The organism is Xanthobacteraceae bacterium, from assembly GCA_019454205.1.
GTDB lineage: Bacteria > Pseudomonadota > Alphaproteobacteria > Rhizobiales > Xanthobacteraceae.
Genome location: CP075369.1, coordinates 1,702,005 through 1,721,005, shown reverse-complemented (window position 1 = coordinate 1,721,005; position 19,001 = coordinate 1,702,005). Strand labels below are relative to the sequence as shown.

24 protein-coding genes and 1 tRNA gene are annotated in these 19,001 nt (G+C 61.9%); 22 read left to right on the top strand and 3 right to left on the bottom strand.

The window, feature by feature from the left end; genetic code table 11:
- The first annotated feature begins 1 nt into the window (after position 1).
- From KF794_08510 to KF794_08495, 4 genes are read left to right on the top strand one after another with little or no spacing between them, the layout of a single operon-like run.
- The gene (locus tag KF794_08510; GenBank protein ID QYK43849.1) at positions 2 to 559 is read left to right on the top strand and encodes a hypothetical protein; all 558 of its coding nucleotides are present in this window, start codon (positions 2 to 4) and stop codon (positions 557 to 559) included.
- A 1-nt stretch (position 560) separates the two neighbouring features.
- Positions 561 to 1,001, top strand: a complete 441-nt coding sequence (locus KF794_08505) for a gamma-glutamylcyclotransferase (protein ID QYK43848.1) — start codon at positions 561 to 563, stop codon at positions 999 to 1,001.
- Positions 998 to 1,291 (top strand): acylphosphatase, encoded by a 294-nt coding sequence (locus KF794_08500; protein ID QYK43847.1) that lies wholly within the window; start codon positions 998 to 1,000, stop codon positions 1,289 to 1,291. Before KF794_08505 ends, KF794_08500 begins: the two co-directional genes overlap by 4 nt.
- A gap of 19 nt (positions 1,292 to 1,310) precedes the next feature.
- Positions 1,311 to 1,556 carry a hypothetical protein gene (locus tag KF794_08495; GenBank protein ID QYK43846.1) on the top strand — a complete coding sequence of 82 codons (246 nt, stop codon included), beginning with the start codon at positions 1,311 to 1,313 and terminating at the stop codon, positions 1,554 to 1,556.
- On the opposite strand, the gene lipB is transcribed toward KF794_08495, so the two are convergent.
- Positions 1,553 to 2,236 carry a lipoyl(octanoyl) transferase LipB gene (gene lipB, locus KF794_08490; protein ID QYK43845.1) on the bottom strand — a complete coding sequence of 228 codons (684 nt, stop codon included), beginning with the start codon at positions 2,234 to 2,236 and terminating at the stop codon, positions 1,553 to 1,555. The two genes, KF794_08495 and lipB, sit on opposite strands and share 4 nt — an antisense overlap.
- Before the next feature lie 55 nt (positions 2,237 to 2,291).
- Between lipB and fliN the strand changes: the two genes are divergently transcribed.
- The 4 genes from fliN to KF794_08470 all read left to right on the top strand — a co-directional run bounded on the left by fliN (position 2,292) and on the right by KF794_08470 (position 6,544).
- Positions 2,292 to 2,534, top strand: coding sequence for a flagellar motor switch protein FliN (fliN, locus tag KF794_08485; protein ID QYK43844.1), 243 nt, complete (start codon positions 2,292 to 2,294; stop codon positions 2,532 to 2,534).
- A 72-nt stretch (positions 2,535 to 2,606) separates the two neighbouring features.
- A tRNA-Leu gene (locus KF794_08480) sits at positions 2,607 to 2,691 on the top strand.
- A 124-nt stretch (positions 2,692 to 2,815) separates the two neighbouring features.
- Positions 2,816 to 4,231, top strand: a complete 1,416-nt coding sequence (mgtE, locus tag KF794_08475; protein ID QYK43843.1) for a magnesium transporter — start codon at positions 2,816 to 2,818, stop codon at positions 4,229 to 4,231.
- A 96-nt stretch (positions 4,232 to 4,327) separates the two neighbouring features.
- The gene (locus KF794_08470; GenBank protein QYK43842.1) at positions 4,328 to 6,544 is read left to right on the top strand and encodes an EAL domain-containing protein; all 2,217 of its coding nucleotides are present in this window, start codon (positions 4,328 to 4,330) and stop codon (positions 6,542 to 6,544) included.
- On the opposite strand, the gene KF794_08465 is transcribed toward KF794_08470, so the two are convergent.
- A complete protein-coding gene (locus KF794_08465; GenBank protein QYK43841.1) occupies positions 6,541 to 7,098 on the bottom strand; it encodes a TetR/AcrR family transcriptional regulator in 558 nt (185 codons plus the stop codon). The genes KF794_08470 and KF794_08465 overlap by 4 nt on opposite strands.
- Before the next feature lie 95 nt (positions 7,099 to 7,193).
- Between KF794_08465 and KF794_08460 the strand changes: the two genes are divergently transcribed.
- The 10 genes from KF794_08460 to KF794_08415 all read left to right on the top strand — a co-directional run bounded on the left by KF794_08460 (position 7,194) and on the right by KF794_08415 (position 14,748).
- Positions 7,194 to 7,685, top strand: a complete 492-nt coding sequence (locus KF794_08460; protein QYK43840.1) for a PaaI family thioesterase — start codon at positions 7,194 to 7,196, stop codon at positions 7,683 to 7,685.
- The gene (locus tag KF794_08455; protein QYK43839.1) at positions 7,682 to 8,110 is read left to right on the top strand and encodes an acyl-CoA thioesterase; all 429 of its coding nucleotides are present in this window, start codon (positions 7,682 to 7,684) and stop codon (positions 8,108 to 8,110) included. Before KF794_08460 ends, KF794_08455 begins: the two co-directional genes overlap by 4 nt.
- A gap of 2 nt (positions 8,111 to 8,112) precedes the next feature.
- A complete protein-coding gene (locus KF794_08450) occupies positions 8,113 to 9,285 on the top strand; it encodes an isovaleryl-CoA dehydrogenase (GenBank protein ID QYK43838.1) in 1,173 nt (390 codons plus the stop codon).
- Between the two features lie 60 nt (positions 9,286 to 9,345).
- Positions 9,346 to 10,065: a 7-cyano-7-deazaguanine synthase QueC gene (gene queC, locus KF794_08445; GenBank protein ID QYK43837.1), complete on the top strand. Its 720-nt coding sequence runs from the start codon at positions 9,346 to 9,348 to the stop codon at positions 10,063 to 10,065.
- On the top strand, positions 10,062 to 10,532 hold the full coding sequence (locus KF794_08440) for a DUF1311 domain-containing protein (GenBank protein QYK43836.1): 471 nt from the start codon (positions 10,062 to 10,064) through the stop codon (positions 10,530 to 10,532). The genes queC and KF794_08440 overlap by 4 nt, the downstream gene beginning before the upstream one ends.
- Before the next feature lie 9 nt (positions 10,533 to 10,541).
- On the top strand, positions 10,542 to 11,003 hold the full coding sequence (locus KF794_08435) for a DUF1311 domain-containing protein (GenBank protein QYK43835.1): 462 nt from the start codon (positions 10,542 to 10,544) through the stop codon (positions 11,001 to 11,003).
- A gap of 11 nt (positions 11,004 to 11,014) precedes the next feature.
- Positions 11,015 to 11,716: a ribonuclease activity regulator RraA gene (locus KF794_08430; protein ID QYK43834.1), complete on the top strand. Its 702-nt coding sequence runs from the start codon at positions 11,015 to 11,017 to the stop codon at positions 11,714 to 11,716.
- Positions 11,717 to 11,724: 8 nt separating this feature from the next.
- The gene (locus KF794_08425; GenBank protein ID QYK43833.1) at positions 11,725 to 12,555 is read left to right on the top strand and encodes an aldo/keto reductase; all 831 of its coding nucleotides are present in this window, start codon (positions 11,725 to 11,727) and stop codon (positions 12,553 to 12,555) included.
- Positions 12,556 to 13,162: 607 nt separating this feature from the next.
- Positions 13,163 to 13,843, top strand: a complete 681-nt coding sequence (locus tag KF794_08420; protein ID QYK43832.1) for a TetR/AcrR family transcriptional regulator — start codon at positions 13,163 to 13,165, stop codon at positions 13,841 to 13,843.
- Positions 13,844 to 13,845: 2 nt separating this feature from the next.
- Entirely contained in the window at positions 13,846 to 14,748 is a 903-nt protein-coding gene (locus KF794_08415; protein QYK43831.1) for an alpha/beta fold hydrolase, read from the top strand.
- A 3-nt stretch (positions 14,749 to 14,751) separates the two neighbouring features.
- Here KF794_08415 and KF794_08410 read toward each other — a convergent pair whose 3' ends face one another.
- Positions 14,752 to 15,435: a DUF599 family protein gene (locus KF794_08410; GenBank protein QYK46648.1), complete on the bottom strand. Its 684-nt coding sequence runs from the start codon at positions 15,433 to 15,435 to the stop codon at positions 14,752 to 14,754.
- Positions 15,436 to 15,539: 104 nt separating this feature from the next.
- Between KF794_08410 and KF794_08405 the strand changes: the two genes are divergently transcribed.
- The 4 genes from KF794_08405 (at position 15,540) to KF794_08390 (ending at position 19,000) form a co-directional block, all read left to right on the top strand.
- Complete coding sequence (locus KF794_08405; protein ID QYK43830.1) at positions 15,540 to 15,953, top strand: rhodanese-like domain-containing protein; 414 nt, start codon at positions 15,540 to 15,542, stop codon at positions 15,951 to 15,953.
- A gap of 245 nt (positions 15,954 to 16,198) precedes the next feature.
- Positions 16,199 to 16,600, top strand: a complete 402-nt coding sequence (locus KF794_08400) for a DoxX family protein (protein QYK43829.1) — start codon at positions 16,199 to 16,201, stop codon at positions 16,598 to 16,600.
- Between the two features lie 68 nt (positions 16,601 to 16,668).
- On the top strand, positions 16,669 to 17,328 hold the full coding sequence (locus KF794_08395) for a glutathione S-transferase family protein (GenBank protein ID QYK46647.1): 660 nt from the start codon (positions 16,669 to 16,671) through the stop codon (positions 17,326 to 17,328).
- A 127-nt stretch (positions 17,329 to 17,455) separates the two neighbouring features.
- Positions 17,456 to 19,000 (top strand): methylcrotonoyl-CoA carboxylase, encoded by a 1,545-nt coding sequence (locus KF794_08390; protein ID QYK46646.1) that lies wholly within the window; start codon positions 17,456 to 17,458, stop codon positions 18,998 to 19,000.
- Position 19,001: the final 1 nt, after the last annotated feature.

The window sequence follows — 19,001 nt, the reverse complement described above, 5'->3', positions numbered from 1 at the left end:
GATGAACTGGGCCGCGCTGTTTTTCTCCAGGAGCGGCACGGTCAAGCCCGGACCATTCGGCCTCGCCATCGCCGCGGTCTACGTTCTTTCCTTCGTTTCGTTCGCTCTGCCGACAACCTCTCGTCCAGCAATTCTGACGCTGTTACTGTTCCAGCTCTTGATGACGTGGTGCTGGTACGTGCTGCATGCCAAGCGACTGGCGGATGCGGGCCGTGGGATGACCGTCGCGCTGATCCTTGCCGTGCTGTACGTATTTTTCGCCTCAGCCGCGCTCTACATCGCGTATGAAGCGATTCCACAGATGCCCGCACAACAAACCACGCCCGGCGCGACGCCGGTCGATACGCCGCCGCCGAATTCGATTGCTGCGATCATCGTGATCTTGTTGTTTGCGTACATGTTCAATACCGGCAATTTCGGCATCGTCATCTGGTTGCTGGCTCTGCTTTTGCTGGTCCCGCTCGTCATCGGGGTTCTGATCATCATCTATTCCATCGTCGTCGGCGTGCGGCCCAGCATCACACCGGACAGGGCCGCTCCGGAATTCCCGGCGCAATAAGTTGCGGCTCTACTTCGCCTACGGCTCGAACATGGACCGCGCGCACATGGCGCGGCTTTGCCCGCAGGCGGAAGCCTATGGTCCGGCATCGCTGCGCAGCTACAAATATGTGCTGGCTTCCTCCGGCTACGCGACCGTGATCCCGTGGCCGGGTTCGTTCGTGCATGGCGTGTTGTGGAAGGTCGGCCCGAAGGATGTCGCCGCGCTCGACCGCTACGAGGATGTCGCGAGCGGGCTGTATCGCTCCGCGCATCTGCCGGTGAAATACAAAGACCGGCTGCTGCGCGCGCTGATTTATCTCGCGACCGGCGACAAGACGGGCGCAACGCCGCCGGGCTATCAGGAAGGCATCGTTGCCGCCGCGAAGGACTGGAACCTTCCCGTGGATTACGTCGCTATGCTGGAGAAGATTGTTCCGGTGAGCACGAGACGCTTGCGATGAAAGTCATCCATCTTTCGGTCACGGGCCGCGTGCAGGGCGTCGGCTATCGCGCGTTCGTCGAGCGCGAAGCGAAAGCGCGTGGACTGGAAGGGTGGGTGCGCAACCGCCGCGACGGCTCGGTCGAGGCGGTTGTCGCCGGGGAAGCCGACAAAATAGATGCGCTCATCGCGGCCTGCCGCAACGGACCACCTGCATCGCAGGTGGAGAACATCGAACAGAAAGATGCAGGCCACGGCGAACTGGATTCGCGGAATGCGGGAGAGCGGTTTTCCGTGCTTCCGACCACGTAATGGAACTTCGAGCCAGCGCGTGCGTTCAAACCGCATGTCAGGTCCGAAGAACCCAGCCGCCGGTCCCTCCGGCGAAACTACGCCGCAACGCAAATCGAACGACTCCGGCGGCCGCAAGACGGCGGCAGACCATCTCATCCATCGCGAAGCGGAAAACGATGCCCGTATCGGCGAACGCCGCCCCGAATCCGATGCGCGTGAAACGTCCGATGGTTCGCTAAGGAAAGATCGCGATACGGGCTACCGGAATTCGGACGAGGTTTAGGTAAAAACTTCCGCGAACTTCGCGCGCAGCACGCCGTCAACGTCCGCCATGCCTGCTTTCACGCCGAAATCCGCCAGCGACGTCACGCCGTAGCGCTGTTCGGAAATCCCGCACGGCATGATGGCCGCGAAGTGCGAGAGGTCGGGCGCGACGTTCAGGCTGATGCCGTGAAACGTCACCCCGCGCCGGACGCGGATGCCGAGCGCGGCGATCTTGTCCTCGAAGCCTTCGCCCTTGTCCGGGCGCCGCACCCAGACGCCGATGCGGCCCTCGCGGCGCTCGCCGGTGACGCCGAACGCCGCGAGCGTACGGATCAGCCACTCTTCGAGGTCGTGGACGAATTTGCGCACGTCGCCGCCGCGCGCTTTCAGGTCCAGCATCACGTAAGCCACGCGCTGTCCCGGCCCATGATAGGTGTAGCGCCCGCCGCGTCCGGTTCTGAATACGGGGAAGCGGTCCGAGACGAGCAGTTCGCTTTCGCCCGCGCTGGTCCCGGCCGTAATCAGGGGCGGGTGCTCCAGCAGCCAGACAGCCTCCGGGGCTTCGCCTGCCGCGATCCGCGCCGCCAGCGCTTCCATATCGGAGAGTGTAGCTTCGTAGGGGGCAAGCCCTTCCAGAAGCCGCCACTCCGGGCCGCCATTGGCGGTGAGGGCCTTTGCCTGCCTTGCCGCGTTAATCATTCGCTAACCATAAAAGGGCAGATTCCACAGGGATTTCCGCTGGGGGAGGCGGTACTTGGCCAGAATAGACGACGTTCATTGCGATATTTCCGTGGTCCTCGGCTCGGCGGCGGTGCCGATCCATCAGCTCCTGCGCATGGGCCGCGGCGCCATCATCGAACTCGGCGCCACCCAGGACGACGAGGTGACGATTCTCGCCAATAACCTGCCCGTGGCCAAGGGTACGGTCGTAGTCGATGGCCGCGCCATCGGCGTCTCCATCACCCGCCTGTTGCCCAGCCCGGAAGCGCTCCGCTGAGGCGTTTCGCCGGAGGTTCCGGGCTTGAGGGGCCGGGGCCGATTTGTTAAGCCCCTCGCGGCTTGGTTCGCTGCGGTCGTGGCGGAATTGGTAGACGCACTACCTTGAGGTGGTAGCGGGTAACACCGTGAAGGTTCGAGTCCTTTCGACCGCACCAAGTCTCTGGAACGATCAGACGGCCCGCAGCGTGAAAAGCGCAGGCGGGCCGTTTGCGTTCGCGGAGGCCTCTGCCTAGAACGCAAGGCATCCAGCAGGTTCGTGCAAGAAGGAGATTCGCCGACATGGCCGAGGCCGAAAGCCCCGCCGGCACGCGCGACGCCGATCTCCTGCTGCCGCTTCGCAATGAAGACGGCGAGATTTCCGCTGCATTTCTCGAAGCAATCTCGCGCGCAGTCGAAACCGCCGATGTGCCGCAGGTGCGCGCGCTCGCGGGCGACCTGCACGAGGCCGATCTCGGCGACCTGATCGAGGCGCTCGAAACCGAACAACGGCCGCGCCTTGTCGAACTGCTCGGTTCGGACTTCGACTTCGCCGCGCTCACCGAAGTCGACGATACGGTGCGCGAGGAAATCCTCGAAGAACTGCCGAACGAGATCGTCGCGGAAGGCGTGCGCGACCTCGAATCCGACGACGCGGTCCGCATTCTCGAAGACCTGCCGGAAGAAGACAAAACCGAAATTCTCGAGAAGTTGCCGCAAGACGAGCGCGAAGAACTCGCGCGCGGCCTCGAATATCCGGAAGAATCCGCCGGCCGCCGCATGCAGACGGATTTCGTCGCAGTGCCGCCGGACTGGACCGTGGGTCAGACCATCGACTACGCGCGCGAAGACAGCGATCTGCCGGATTCGTTCTATGCGATTTTCGTAGCCGACGAGGACGGGCGCTTTGTCGCCGCGGTCCCGCTCGACAAATTGCTGCGCTCGCAGCGGCCCGTGAAAATCTCCGACATCATGGTCCACGACTGGCACGTCGTGCAGGCGAAAGCCGACCAGGAAGACGCGGCGCGCATGTTCGAACGCTACAATCTCGTTTCCGCGCCGGTGGTTGACGACGACGGCAAGCTGGTCGGCGTGCTGACGGTGGACGATGTCGTCGACGTCATCGAGGAAGAAGCCGCTGAAGACATCAAGGCGCTCGGCGGCGTCAACCGTAATGAAGAAATCTCGGACTCGGTTGCCTACACCGCGCGCTCGCGTCTGCCATGGCTCGTGATCAACATGGTGATGGCGTTCGCGGCCGCCGCGATCATTGGGTTATTTTCGCATTCGATCGAGCAGATGGTCGCGCTCGCGGTGCTGATGCCGATTGTGGCCTCGATGGGCGGCAATGCAGGTACGCAGGCGATGACAGTCACGGTGCGCGCACTTGCAACCCGCGAACTCGGCGAGCACAACGAGCGCCGCATCATCCTGCGCGAAGTGATGGTCGGCCTCATCAATGGAATCGTGGTTGCGACCCTGCTCGGTACGCTTGCCGCACTCTGGTTCCAGCAGCACCAGCTTGGCCTCGTGATCGCCTTTGCGCTGGTGGTGAACCTTTGCGCGGCAGGGCTTGCAGGTATCCTGATCCCGCTCGCGCTTGATCGGCTGCGTTCGGATCCCGCGGTTGCGAGCGCGGTGTTCGTAACAACGGTCACGGATGTGATCGGATTCTTCTCGTTTCTCGGCTTCGCAACATGGTGGTTCCGGCTCGGTTAAGCCTTTCTTCACCACTGCATCGGATCGCGGGCCGCTGATGACCCCGAATTAAGGCGCTTCCTCCTAGGTTTGCCAGATTAACAGGCAGCAGGAGTCATGGGGGAACTGCTCAAGAAACGCTGGCTCGGCGATCATCTGATCGCTGCAGTAGGACTGCTCGTGGCGGGAGCCATGGCGGCCTTGCTGTTTGCTGTCGTTCTTGTCGCTGACTATGTCGATCGCCGCGCCATCGCGCGCGAACACGACCTCATGTACGCCGCAGTCGACGGGATGAAGCTGCGTCTGCGTAACGACCTCGCCAGTTTCGCGCTGCCTGAAATGAATCACGGCGTAGATCCGCATCTGCAGGCGCGCTGGCTGCATCGTCATTTCGGCGGACGTCTGTACGCCGCAGGTCTTTACGATCGCGGCTATATCTTTGACCGCAACGACCGCCCGTTCTACGCTTCGGCGGACGGCATGTTGCTGCCCAAGCCCGCGGTGGTCGAAACCGACAACAACGTGCTCGAACTGGTCAAGACCGTGCGTGCGACGTTCCAGAACGCGATGATAATGGAACGCCTGATGGCTGATGACGCAGGGGAAACCGCGCCGCCGCCCGCATCCGTATTCCGTGCCGTCTTTGCGCGCATAGAGAATAAACCTGCAATCGCCGCTGCCATTTCCACGGCGCCGGTTTTTGCGCGAAGCGACAGCCGGCTTTCGGTGCCGCCGGTGATCGCGGTGGTCGCATTCTTCGACAAGCATATGCTTGGCATCATCGAGACCGAACTCTCGATTAAAGGTCTACGCATCGCGGAAAGCGCTGCCCATAAGAATGAGGAAACAGGGGTCTATATCCCCAGCGATCATGGCCAGGGCTATTGGCTGTTCTGGACGGCGAACCGTCCGGGCGCCGCCATTCTCGCGCGCATCGCGCCCGCCCTTGGCCTGATCACGTTGTTCTTTGGTTTCGTTACCATCCTTGTGTTGCGGACCATGCGCCGCGCCAACAATGAACTCGCGATCAGCGAGCGCCGCGCGGTCGAAATGGCGTATCGCGATCCGCTCACAGGTCTCGCCAACCGTCTGCGGTTGGTGGAGCAACTGAAAGCGCGCATTCCCGCGCTGGAGAAAGGACAGAAGCTCGGCCTGTTCTTCCTCGATCTCGACGGTTTCAAGGATATCAACGACACGCTGGGTCATCCGGTCGGTGACGAATTGCTCGCGGTCGTCGGTGAGCGCCTCGAGGGCATTCTCGGTTCCAAGGGCATGACGGTGCGTTTTGGCGGCGATGAATTCGCGGTGCTCGCGCCGATTGCGGACGAAGCGGACATTGAACGCATCGCCGAGCGCATCAAGGAAACGGTGCGCCAGCCCGCCACGGCTGGCGAACACATGCTGCAGGTCGGCGTCACCATCGGCATTTCGCTTGCGCCCGATCACGGAAGTGAACCGGAAGAGCTACTACGCCGTGCGGACATCGCGCTCTATAAGGCGAAGGCGGAAGGGCGCGGAGCCTACCGCATGTTCGAGCCTTCCGACGAGAATGTATTGCAGACGCGGCGTGCGCTGGAACGCGACATCGAACGCGCGATCTGGCACGACGAATTCTTCCCGCTGTTCCAGCCGATCATGAGCGTGGACGGCGAGCGCATGGAGGGCGTGGAAACGCTGGTGCGCTGGCAGCATCCGGAGCGCGGGCTGGTTTCGCCGGCCGATTTCATCCATGTCGCGGAAAAATCCGGGCTGATCGTGCGCCTCGACGAGTGGGTGTTGCGCAAAGCCTGCGAACACGGTCTGGCCTGGCCGGGAATGATGGTCGCGGTGAACATGTCACCGTCGAACTTCCGCCAGAGCAACCTCGCAGAGCGCGTCAAGCGCGTGATCGAGGAAACCGGCTTCGATCCGCGCCGTCTGGAAATCGAAATCACCGAAGGCATGTTGCTCAACGCGAACGAGGACGTGCTGTTCGATCTCGCGGAGTTGCGCGAATACGGCATCCGCTTCGCCATCGACGATTTCGGCACGGGTTATTCCTCGCTCGGCTATCTCGGCAGTTTCCCGGTCGATAAAATCAAGATCGACCAGTCGTTCGTACAGAACCTCGGCATCAAGGAAGATGCGGCGGCTATCGTCGAATGCGTCGCGCGTCTCGGCCGTGCGCTCGGCATGATCGTTACAGCGGAAGGTGTCGAAACAGCATCGCAGCATCGCTTCGTCCGCGCGGCGGGCTGTCAGCAGGTGCAGGGCTATCTGTTCTCGAAACCGGTACGCCCCGGCGAGGTGAGCGAACTGCTCGCCAAGTCAATCGGAAAACTGAAGCGCGCCTAATCCACGATCAGGGCGGAAGCGGCGGCGCGTAGCGAAGCATCGCGGCGGCCGGCAATCAGGCTTTGGCCGAACACAAAAGCGTAGAAGAGAAACGCGCGCGCTTCCGCTTCGCTCTTGTTGCCGAGTTTCGCGAACAGGGCTGACACGCGAACAAGGCGTTCGCCATCGACCGCGGCCACCGCTTCCGCGGCGCGGCTGTCGGCACGCGCGGCGCTGCGGATCGCAAGCTCGATGGCAAGGCCGTGGGTATTCGGTCCGCGCGCATAAAGGTCGATCAGACGATAGAGCAGGGCGCGTGGGTCGGCGTCGTCCTGCGTTTCGTTGCGGATTGCGCGCACGCGGCCCTCCGACCAGCGCACGAACATTGCCGCGATCAGTGCGTCGCGGTCGGCGAAGTGCCAGTAAAAGCTGCCTTTGGTGACGCCGAGCGTCGCCGCGATCGGTTCCACGCGCACACCGTCCCAGCCATGCGCCGCCAGTTCTCCGAACGCGGCGGCCATCCAGGCGCGGCGGTCGAGGCGGACGACTTTCTTCTGACGGGGATTCTGGCGCATTGCGTTCCGTGTAGCCGGTTGACGCTCAAAATACCATACGCTACCGTATGGAAAGAATAACGATAAAAACCGTACGTTCGCGAGGAGGAATGCCGATGGCGGGTGCAAGCCCGCACGGCGGCGTTGCGCGCTTTACGCCGCGCAATCCGGCGTGGGAATCGAAGTCGCGCGAAATTTTCGAGCGTCAAAGTTTCATGCGCACTATCGGCGCGCGTATTCTTTCGCTCGCGCCGGGTGCGTGCGATCTCGAATTGCCGTTCCGCGAAGACCTCTGCCAGCAGAACGTCTATCTGCACGGCGGCGTCATCACGTCCATTGCCGACACTTCCTGCGGGATCGCGTCGTCCACGCTGCTTCCCCCCGGCGCGGGCATCCTCACGGTCGAATTCAAATACAACCTGATGGGTCCGGCGGCGGGCGAGCGCTTCATCGCGCGCAGCCGCGTGATCCGCTCCGGGCGTACGCTCACGGTCGTCGAGAGTGCGGTGTCGGCGGTGAAAGACGGCGCCGAGAACGAAATCGGCCGCATGCTGGCGACCATGATGTTTCTCGAAGGCAAGAGCGAGATGCAGGGAGCCGCTGCATGAGCGCGCAGACAACATATTTTGGGACGGTCTATCCCGGCGAAACCGATCACATGGGGCACCTGAACGTCGCCTATTACGTTCAGAAGTTCGACGCCGCGACCTGGAATTTCTTTTTCAATATCGGCATCACGCCTTCGATGCTGCGCGAGACCTCGGTCGGGCTTGCCGCGGTCGAGCAGGTGCTGAACTACAAAAAAGAACTGATGCCGGGCGATGTCCTTGAAATCCGCACCAGAATTCTCGACGTGTCCGAGAAGAAGGTGCGCTTCCGCCATGAAATGATTCAGCGCGAAACCGGGCAGATCGCGGCGACTTGCGAACTGCTCGGCGTGTGCTTCGACCGCGAGGCGCACAAGTCGCGGAGTTTTCCACCCGAAGTATTGAAAAAAGCGCACGCGGCGCTCGAAACCGCGCAGGGAGCGTAACGATGATTCCGAACCGCGCCATGGGCCTCGACTTCTCGCTCGGCGAAACCGCCGACATGCTGCGTCAGACCACACTTTCCTTTGCGCAAAAGGAAATCGCGCCGCGTGCTGCCGAGATCGACGCCACCAATAAGTTTCCGCGCGATCTCTGGCCAAAGCTCGGCGATCTCGGTTTGCTCGGCATCACGGTGGAAGAAGAATACGGCGGCTCCGGCCTCGGCTATCTCGAACATTGCGTGGCGATGGAAGAGATCAGCCGCGCGTCGGCTTCGGTCGGCCTTTCCTACGGTGCGCATTCGAACCTTTGCGTGAACCAGATCCGCCGCAACGCCAACGACAACCAGAAGAAAAAATATCTCCCCAAGCTGATTTCGGGCGAGCATGTCGGCGCGCTTGCGATGTCGGAACCGGGTGCCGGTTCGGACGTGGTCGGCATGCGGACGCGCGCCGAGAAGAAAGGCGACCGCTTCGTCCTTAACGGCAGCAAGATGTGGATCACCAACGGACCGGAAGCGGACACGCTGATCGTGTACGCGAAGACCGAGCCGTCCGCGGGTCCGCGCGGCATCACTGCCTTCTTCATCGAGAAGGGAATGAATGGTTTCTCGACCGCGCAGAAGCTCGACAAGCTCGGCATGCGCGGGTCGGACACCTGCGAACTGGTGTTTCAGGATTGCGAGGTGCCGGAGGAGAACGTCGTCGGCAAGGTGAACGACGGCGTGCGCGTGCTGATGTCGGGTCTCGATTACGAGCGCGCGGTGCTGGCCGCCGGTTCGACCGGCATCATGCAGGCGTGCCTGGATGCGGTGATCCCGTATCTCCATGAGCGCAAACAGTTCGGCCAGCCCATCGGCACATTCCAGATCATGCAGGCGAAGCTCGCCGACATGTACGTGACCATGAACGCGGCCAAGGCCTACGTATATTCGGTGGCGAGAGCCTGCGACCGCGGCGAGACCACCCGCGAGGACGCGGCGGGGGCGATCCTGTTCGCGGCGGAGAACGCCACCAAGGTCGCGCTGGACGCCATCCAGTGCCTTGGCGGGAACGGCTACATCAACGAATTCCCGACCGGACGGCTGCTGCGCGATGCCAAGCTCTACGAGATCGGGGCGGGGACTTCCGAAATCCGCCGCATGCTGATCGGGCGGGAGCTGTTCGAGAAGACCAAATAACAGGCGTGACTAAAAGCCGGGCTTTGCGGTCGGGCGGGACGTGCTAATCCTCCCGCCCGCATGGCTCCGAACGAATCCACCGACGCTGCGCTGGTGCTTTTTTCCGGCGGGCAGGACTCCACCGTTTGTCTCGCGTGGGCGCTGACGCGCTTCCGGCGCGTGGAAACCATCGGCTTCGAATACGGCCAGCGCCACGGCATCGAGATGACGGTGCGCCCGCGCATCCGCGACAAGCTTGCCGCGCTCGATCCGCGCTGGAAGGAGCGGCTCGGCGAAGATCATGTCGTGAACCTCGACTCGCTCGGCCAGATTTCGGAAACCGCGCTGACGCGCAACGCCCAGATCGAAATGACGGCAAGCGGATTGCCCTCGACCTTCGTGCCGGGACGGAACCTCATCTTCTTTTCGTTCGCGGGGGCGGTCGCCTATCGCCGGGGCGTCAAGCATCTGATCGCCGGCATGTGCGAGACGGACTACTCCGGCTACCCGGATTGCCGCGACGACACCATCAAGGCGATGCAGCTTGCGCTCGGCCTCGGCATGGACCGCCGCTTCGTGCTGCACACGCCGCTCATGTGGATCGACAAGGCCGCGACCTTCGAACTGGCGGAGCGCATCGGCGGCAAGCCGCTCGGCGATCTCGTGATCGAGGAGACCCATAGCTGCTACATGGGCGACCGCGCGCATCGCCACGAATGGGGCTATGGTTGCGACGATTGCCCGGCCTGCAAGCTGCGCAAGGCCGGGTACGCCAAATACAAGTTGCAGGCGTCGAAATGAAAAAGATCGCGATTGTATTTTTCGTGCTGTTCGCCGGGTGCCTTTCCGCGACGGCGCAGGAGAAGCTCAGCGCGGAAGACAGCCGCGCGATTCAGGATTGCATCAAGCAGAAGACCGGCTCGAACAACGGAAGCGCGGAAAGCTGCATCGGCATCGTCGCCAATCCCTGCCTCGACACGCCCGACGGGCAGTCCACGCTCGGGCAATCGGAATGTTACCGCCGCGAGCAACTGGTCTGGGACGACATTCTGAACGAAACCTATCGTCGCTTGCAGGGCCAGCTTGAGGGCAAACTCAAGATGGGACTGCGCGACGTGCAGCGCGCATGGATCGAGTCGCGCAAGCTGCAATGCGGATTCTATCGCGACGTCATTCAGGGCACGATGGCGATCCCCATCGGTGCCAGTTGCTACAATACCGAAACCGCGCGCCGTGCGCTTTATCTTTTAAGTCTCCTCGAACTTTGAGGCGGCCTCATGAGACTGTTCGCCATTCTTGTCGCGTTGTTTGTGTCCTCCGGAACGGCAGACGCGCAGCAGAAACTGCGCGCGGACGACAGCCGCGCGATTCAGGATTGCCTGAAAGAGCAACTCAACAGCGAAGATCGTTGCATCGGCACGCTGGCCAGAAAATGCGCGGAAACAGCAGATCCCCGCAACTTCGAACAGTCGCAGTGCTGGGAACGCGAGCAGCTGGTCTGGGACGATATCCTGAACGAAAGCTATCGCCGTCTGCAAAAGCAACTCGACGAGAAGAAGCGCACTGCGCTGCGCGACGTGCAGCGCACATGGATTGAGAACCGCAAGCAGACCTGCGGTTACTATCGCACGCTCTATGAAGGCGGGCCGCTCGCCATCGTCGTGACCGCCATGTGCCATAATCAGGAAACCGCGCGGCGCGCGCTCTACATGCTCGCGCTCATCGACATCGCACCGTAACGGAACAGGAAATGCCGCTCTCCAGCGAATTGAAGAAAACCCTCGAAAAGATTTCCACCGCGACGCTGACGACCGTCCTTTTGAAGAAAGGCGTACGTTCGAGCTTCATGCGCGGGCCGAAGCCGCTGGTGCAGGGCACGCCGCGCATCGTCGGCGAAGCGTTTACGTTGCGCTTCGTGCCCGCGCGCGAAGACCTTGCGACGCCGGAAAGCTGGGCCAGCCCGCGCTCCACGCGCGGCGCAATCGAAGACATGCCGGAAGGGGTGATCGCGGTCGCGGATGCGATGGGCATTACGACCGCTGGCATCTTCGGTGACATCCTGGTCGCGCGCATGAAAGTCAGGAAGGTGACCGGCCTCGTCACCGACGGCGCGGTGCGCGACGGCGACGGCGTGAAAGCGGTCGGGCTGCCGTTCTGGTGCGCGGACGTCGCCGCGCCGCCTTCGGTCGCGGGGCTGACCTTCGTGAACTGGCAGGAGCCAATCGGCTGCGGCGGGGTCGCGGTGTTTCCGGGCGATGTGATCGTCGCCGACAACGATGGCGCGGTCTGCGTGCCGCAGAAACTCGTCGAAGCGGTCGCGAAGGAAGCGGTCGAGCAGGAAGCGTTCGAAGCGTGGGCGGCAGAAGAAGTGCTCAAGGGCGCGAAGCTGCCCGGCCTTTATCCGCCGAACGATGAAACCAAAGCGCGCTACGAGGCTTCTAGGAGGAAATAGGTTTCCGCATGGCTTTCACCCAGACCGCACCCGCGAACGGCGCCAACATTCCGCTGCTTGGCCTCGGCACCTGGCAGCTTCGCGACAAGGTGTGTTCGCGCATCGTCGAACAGGCGTTGCGGCTCGGTTATCGCCACATCGATACCGCGCAGGCCTACGAGAACGAGCGCGAAGTAGGCGAGGGCGTGCGAAACTCCGGGCTGCCGCGCAACGAAATCTTCGTCACCACGAAGGTCTGGTACACGAACCTCGCGCCAGCGGATGTGCTGCGTTCCGCCCGCGAAAGCCTTGCGCGCCTCAAGCTCGATTACGTCGACCTGCTGCTCATTCACTGGCCGAACGCCTCGGTGCCGCTCGACCAGACGTTGAGCGCACTTTGCAAGGCGAAACGCGACGGCATCACCCGCAACATCGGCATCTCCAATTTCCCGGTCGCGCTGGTGCAACAGGCGGTGCAGATGGCGACCGAGCCGATCGCAGCGAACCAGATCGAGATGCACGTCTATCTCGACCAGTCGAAGGTGAAGGCGGCGTGCGAGCGCGAAGGCATCGCGGTCACGGCCTATTCGCCGATTGCGAAAGGTTCGGGCAGCGGCGATCCCATGCTCGCGAAGATCGGCCGCGCGCACGGAAAGTCGGAGGCGCAAATCTGCCTGCGCTATCTCGTGCAGCAGGGCGTGGTCGTGATCCCGCGCACCTCGAAGCTGGAGCGCTTGAGCGAGAACGCCGGGATCTTCGATTTCGAGCTGAGCGAAGCCGAGATGACCGAGCTGCGCGGTCTCGCAAGGCCGAATGGACGGATGATCAGCCCGTCCTGGGCGCCTGAGTGGGACAGCTAGCATAAAGCCCGCCGGCAATGCCGACGGGCTTTAAGGGAAATTAGTACCCTCGGTCGTTAAGCCACTTGCCACAGGTAGGCATATTCTTTCCTGCCCAACTTTTTGAAACTTCGTTGACGAAGAGTCTGTCATTCGAGTCAAGGCAGGGCAGAAGCTGATCCCTCAACTGTGCTTCGGTCCCTTCGTACTGGACGAACCAGACTGATCCTTGCGCGTGGCAGTTCGGCAGTGCTTTCAGTTTCCCAGTAATGCATTCATAGTTTTGTCCGACGACATTCAAATCGTATGCGACGATATGGATACCCATCGGCAGCTACTTCTTTGAGGGCTTGCCGACCGATACTCGTTCTCTTTCAGTGGTTCGCGGATGACTTTCCGCGTACTTTTTCGTTGTGAATTGTCCGTCTTCCGAGTCGCGATAGACAGTTTTCTTTTCTTTAGCCATTTCCGTTCCTTCTCTGACAGTTCAACCCTTCCTTCCCGAAGGGCGTACCAGACGTAAGACGGAAATCGGACATTTCAAGAACATCGATCTTTATTTGTTCTCTTTTTCCACAGGTCTTCATGAAGTATTGAATAAAACGAACGGTCGTGCTATTAATTAAGCATGATCGTCAAGGCGCTCAAAAAGGGCCGGACCCTCAAGACCGACGATGGCCGCGAGCTGGCCAGCCCGGACGCAGCCGCAGGGGCCGACGCCTCCAAGGGGGAGCGGACCCGCGTCCGCATCCTCGACGAGGCTGCGGCGCTCGCCAGCGAGAGCGGCATCGGCGCGGTGACCCTTGGCCCGCTGGCCGACCGCCTTGGGATGTCCAAGAGCGGGCTGTTCGCCCATTTCAAGTCGAAGGAAGCGCTCCAGGTCGAGGTCCTGCTGCGGGCGGCGGAGCGTTTCACCGAGGTCGTGATTGCCCCCATCCGCGAGGAGAAAGACAAGCCGAAACGCCTCGCGCTGTTCTTTAGCAACTGGCTCGACTGGATCGAACATCCCAGCCTCGGCTCAGGCCGTGGCGGCTGCCCGATCCTCGCGGCGTATTTTGAGTACGATGACGTGCCGGGTCCGGTGCGCGAGCAGGCCGCAAAGCACAATGCCGAGTTTTACGACGTGGTTCGGCGTCTCGTCGCCGTCGCGCTTCCCAAAGCGGACGCGAGTGCGATGGTCGCGGCGATCGACGGTCTCGGACTTTCGCACCTTCTGCGTGTGCGCCTGATGCGCGATGACAATGCGCGCAGGGACACGCTCGCCGCGTTCGACGCTCTCATGAAGCATCCACCGTTGAAAGGAGCCTGACGATGGCCCGCTCCAGCATTCCGAACCTGAGTGCAGCGCTTACGATGTCCCTGCTGCGCACCTACGGAAAGATCGCGCCGAAGCGTTTTCAACGGCGTTTTGTGCAGAGGTTTCTGACGCCGGGCCGGCCGCTGCTGATTGCGCGCGAGCGGCCCGATCTTCCTCCACCGGATGAATCTATGCGCATTCCTGTCGGCGGAAACATCGGCCTCGTGTCTGATACGTGGGTACAGGCCTGGCGCTGGGGGCAGGGGCCAGCGGTGCTTTTGGTGCACGGCTGGGAGGACGATCATCATTGCTTCGATGCGATCATCGCCGCACTGGTGAAGCGCGGTCACGCGGTCGTTGCTTTCGATCTGCCGGCGCACGGTAAATCCGGCGGTACGCAGTCCACTATTCCACTTGCCGCGCAGGCGGTGGAAGGCGTCGCGCAGGCGTTCGGTCCGGTACGCGCAGTGGCGGGACATTCGCTCGGCGGCGCTGCGATGACGTTTGCAATCACGGAAGGCTGGCTGAATGTCGAGCGCGTAGCGGTGATCGCCGCTCCGACCGGACCGACATACATGCTGAACGCCATCGCAAAGCGTTTCGGGATGGATGACGCGCGCAAGGAAGCGTTGTTCGAGGAACTGAAGCGCGTCGTCGGTTATCGTCCGGAAGAAATTGAATTGATGCCGCGTGTTGCGAAACTCGATCTTCCCGCGCTGATCGTGCATTCCAGAGACGACCAGATGGTGCGCTTCGTCACCGGTGAAAAGTGGGCAGTGAACTGGCCCGGTGCGCAATTGCACGCGGTGGAAAAGCTCGGCCATCGCAAGCTGCTGTTCGATCCTGCTACTGCGGGAACGATCGCGGATTTTCTCGTGCAGCGCTCCTGTGCGAAACCGGAGACGAAGGTAGCCTAGACGCTACTTCTCGCCGAACAGCCAGCGCGCGGTCGAGCCGAACTGGCGCATCAGGATCACGAACAGTACCGCGGCGGTCGTAAACGCGAGCACGTAACCGCTCACGAACCAGCCGAGATAGGCCAGCGCGAAAAAGATCGCGCGCTGACCGCGGTTGAAATGACGTCCCGCAATCGTGATCATCCGCGCGATGCGCTCCACATGGTCGCGCGCAGCCTTCGATTTAGCGCTGCTGGCGGGTGGAGTCGCGCCGATCTGGATCGCGACATAGTTGAACAAACGGTACGACCACGCGAATTTGAAAAACGCATAGACGAAGATCACCAGCAGCCCGACGACCTTCACCTCGAATACCGTGCGGGAAGACTGCATGGCGAAGGGCAGGGCGCGGAAAATGTCCATCACCTCGCCGGAAGAACGTAGCAGCGCCAGCGCGCCGCCGATCGCAAACAGTGAGGTCGATGCGAAGAATGCCGTGCCCTGATGCAGGGATGCCATGATCTGCGTATCGACGATGCGCACGTCACGGGACAGCATCCGCAACATCCATTCATGCCGCGCCAGATCCATGCGGTAGTTCAGGCTGCGCAGCCGCCATTCCGAGCGCTCGACGATCACGGCATGGATCGTCCATGCGAGCAGGAACCAGCCGAGCGCGCCGATATCCACGGGAGAGAGGCCGAACATGGCGTGCGATTCCGTTTCGCGGCCGATGGTGCCACCGGCCACCGGCACGGGCAACTTGACCCGATGCGTCGCCCGTCTAGTTTGTCGGCAAGGAGCAATACGAAATGACCCAGAAAATTACCCTTGGCCACAAGCAGATGGTCGACGAGGCCATGAAGGAAATCGAGACGATTCCCACGCGGGAGGCGTTCGATCTGGTCGGCCGCGATGACGTGGTGCTGGTCGACATCCGCGACATTCGCGAAATCCGCCGCGACGGCCGCGTACCCGGCGCATTCCATTGCACGCGCGGAATGCTCGAATTCTGGATCGACCCCGACAGCCCGTATCACAAGCCGGTCTTTGCCGAGGACAAGAAGTTCGTATTCTTCTGTGCGGGTGCAATGCGATCTGCGCTCGCAGCACAGACCGCGCAACGCATGGGTCTGAAGCCGGTCGCGCATATCGAGGGCGGCTTTTCGAAGTGGAAGAAAGAGGGCGGCCCCTTCGAAATGGACGAGCGCGAAGTCAAGAAGTGATCGCCGCTGCGCGTGTTATTACGGTGCGACGCGGGGGAGTTGGTTACTTCAAACTGCCTTGGCTAATTGTTGATTTTCCAAGAAACGATTGCAGGCGGACCGGCAATCAGTCGTCGTTTGTTCTTCTCGATTGCCGCGGCGCAAGTTCCGAAAAAATAATATGCGCGGATGCTGTCGTGCGCATATTGACCGAAGGCCCGTGCCGGAGGACTTAACCGGTCTCGCGTTCTTTGGAGATTCCCAAGATGGAAAACTTTCTTGCGCCTTGGCGGCAGCAAATCCTCAGTATCTTTCGCATTATGGTCGGTCTGGTCATTTTGCAATTCGGTCTCGCCAAGATTTTCAAATTCCCGGCCGTAGGGATGTTCGCAAAAGTGACGCCTTTGTCCTGGCCCGACGGTTACGCTGGCCTGATTGAGCTGGTGTTCGGTACGCTGCTGGTCATCGGCCTGTTCTCGCGCGTCGCGGCTTTCATTCTTTCCGGCCTGATGGCATTCGCCTATTTCCTCGGCCACGCAGGCGGTGGTTTCTTCCCGATCCTGAATGGCGGCAACCTCGCCGTAGTGCTGTGCTTCGCGTTCCTCTACCTAGCCGCGGCGGGTCCGGGACCGCTGAGCGTCGACGCGATCGTCCGCGATAAAGAATAAACGTAATACCGTTCACCGGTTTGACGCGCGGGGTGACAAACACCCCGCGCGTTTTCTATTCTCCCGGCATGTCCCTGAAACTCATCCTCGGCAATAAAAACTATTCCTCCTGGTCGCTGCGTCCCTGGCTCGCGCTGGCGGAACACGACATCGCGTTCGAGGAGGAGATCATCAACATCTACGACCCGGCGTCGAAGGCGAAGATTCTGGAATATTCGCCGGCCGGGAAAATGCCGATCCTGCTCGACGGCGAGAATACGATCTGGGATTCGATCGCAATTCTAGAAACGCTGGCCGACAAATTCCCGCAGCTCGATCTCTGGCCGAAAGATCCGGCCGCCCGCGCGCTGGCGCGTTCGGTTTCCGCCGAGATGCATTCCGGCTTCGTGCCGCTGCGCAAGGCGATGCCGATGAACCTCAAGCGAGCGCCTGCGCCACCGAAGGCAGGGATTGCCAGCGACGTGCAGGCGGACATCAAGCGCATCTGCGACATCTTCCGCGATGCCCGCACGCGCTTCGGGGCGAGGGGCGACTTCCTGTTCGGGGCGTTCACGGCAGCCGATTGCATGTTCGCGCCCGTGGCAACACGGCTGCGCACCTATGCGGTCAGGCTGGACGAGCCTTGCGAGGAGTATGTGGGGGCGATTCACGGCCTCTCGTCGTTCCGCCGTTGGAAGGAAGCGGCGCTGAAGGAGACGTGGGCGCAGGCGGATTACGATGCGCTCTAGCCTGTCGCGCAGGCTGTTGCGTTAGTCCTCCGGGCACGGCAGTTTCGGGCTTCGAGGAACGCCCGTGACAAAAATACAATCCAGACTCGACGCCCATTCCGCCGATTTCCGTACAAATAGCGAAGCGATGCGCGCGCTTTGTGCCACGCTGGACGCGCGCCGTTCCGAAGCCGCGCTCGGCGGCAACGAAAAGTCCCGTGCCCGCCATACAGCCCGCGGCAAGCTGCTGCCGCGCGAGCGCGTTATGCGGCTGCTCGATCTCGGTTCGCCGTTTCTCGAACTCTCGCCGCTCGCCGCGCACGGGATGTATGGCGAGCCGATCCATGCCGCCGGGGTGATCACCGGCATCGGCCGGGTGTCGGGCAGGGAAGTGGTGATTGTCGCGAACGACTCCACCATCAAGGGCGGCACCTATTACCCGATGACGGTGAAGAAGCATCTGCGCGCGCAGGAAGTTGCACGCGAGAACCGCCTGCCGTGCATTTATCTGGTCGACAGCGGCGGCGCGAACCTGCCGCAGTGGCCGGACGTGTTTCCGGACCGCGAACATTTCGGCCGCATCTTCTACAATCAGGCGACGTTGTCGTCGCTTGGGATTCCCCAGATCGCGAGTGTGATGGGTTCATGCACTGCGGGCGGCGCTTACGTTCCCGCAATGTCTGACGAAACGGTGATCGTGCGCAATCAGGGTACGATCTTTCTCGGTGGTCCACCGCTGGTGAAAGCTGCGACCGGTGAAGTCGTTACCGCAGAAGACCTCGGGGGCGGCGACGTGCATGCGCGCAAATCCGGCGTGGCCGATCATCTCGCGGCCGACGACGAGCACGCGCTGCAAATCGTCCGCAACATCGTTGCGACGTTCCCCCGCGAGTCGGGTGCAGGCCTTGGTCTGCGCAAGCCGGAAGAACCGCTGTTCGCGAGCCACGAACTCGACGGCGTGATCCCCGCCGACAAGCGCAAGCCCTTCGACGTGCACGAGATCATCGCGCGCATCGTGGACGGCTCGCACTTCGAGGAATTCAAGGCGCTCTACGGTTCGACGCTGGTGACGGGCTTCGCGCATCTCTCCGGCATGCCCGTCGGCATCGTCGCGAACAACGGCATCCTTTATTCGGAAAGCTCGCAGAAGGGCGCGCATTTCGTCGAACTATGCTGCCAGCGGAAGATCCCGCTCCTGTTCCTGCAAAACATCACCGGCTTCATGGTAGGCCGCGAATACGAAGGGCGAGGGATCGCGAAAGACGGCGCGAAACTCGTCACTGCCGTTTCCTGCGCGCAGGTGCCGAAGCTGACGCTCATCATCGGCGGCTCCTATGGTGCGGGTAACTACGGCATGTGCGGGCGTGCGTTCGGTCCGCGCTTCCTGTTCACATGGCCGAATGCGCGCGTCTCGATCATGGGCGCTGAGCAGGCGGCTTCCGTGCTCGCGACCGTGCGCCGCGACAATATCGAAGCCGAAGGCAAGCAGTGGAGCGCGGAAGAAGAAGCCGCGTTCAAGGCGCCGATCATCCAGCAGTACGAGGAGCAGGGCGATCCGTACTTCGCGACCGCGCGGCTGTGGGACGACGGCATCATCCAGCCCGCCGACACGCGCCGCGTGCTGTCGCTCGCGCTCGCGGCCACGCTCAACGCGCCGATACCGGACACGAAGTTCGGCGTCTTCCGGATGTAAC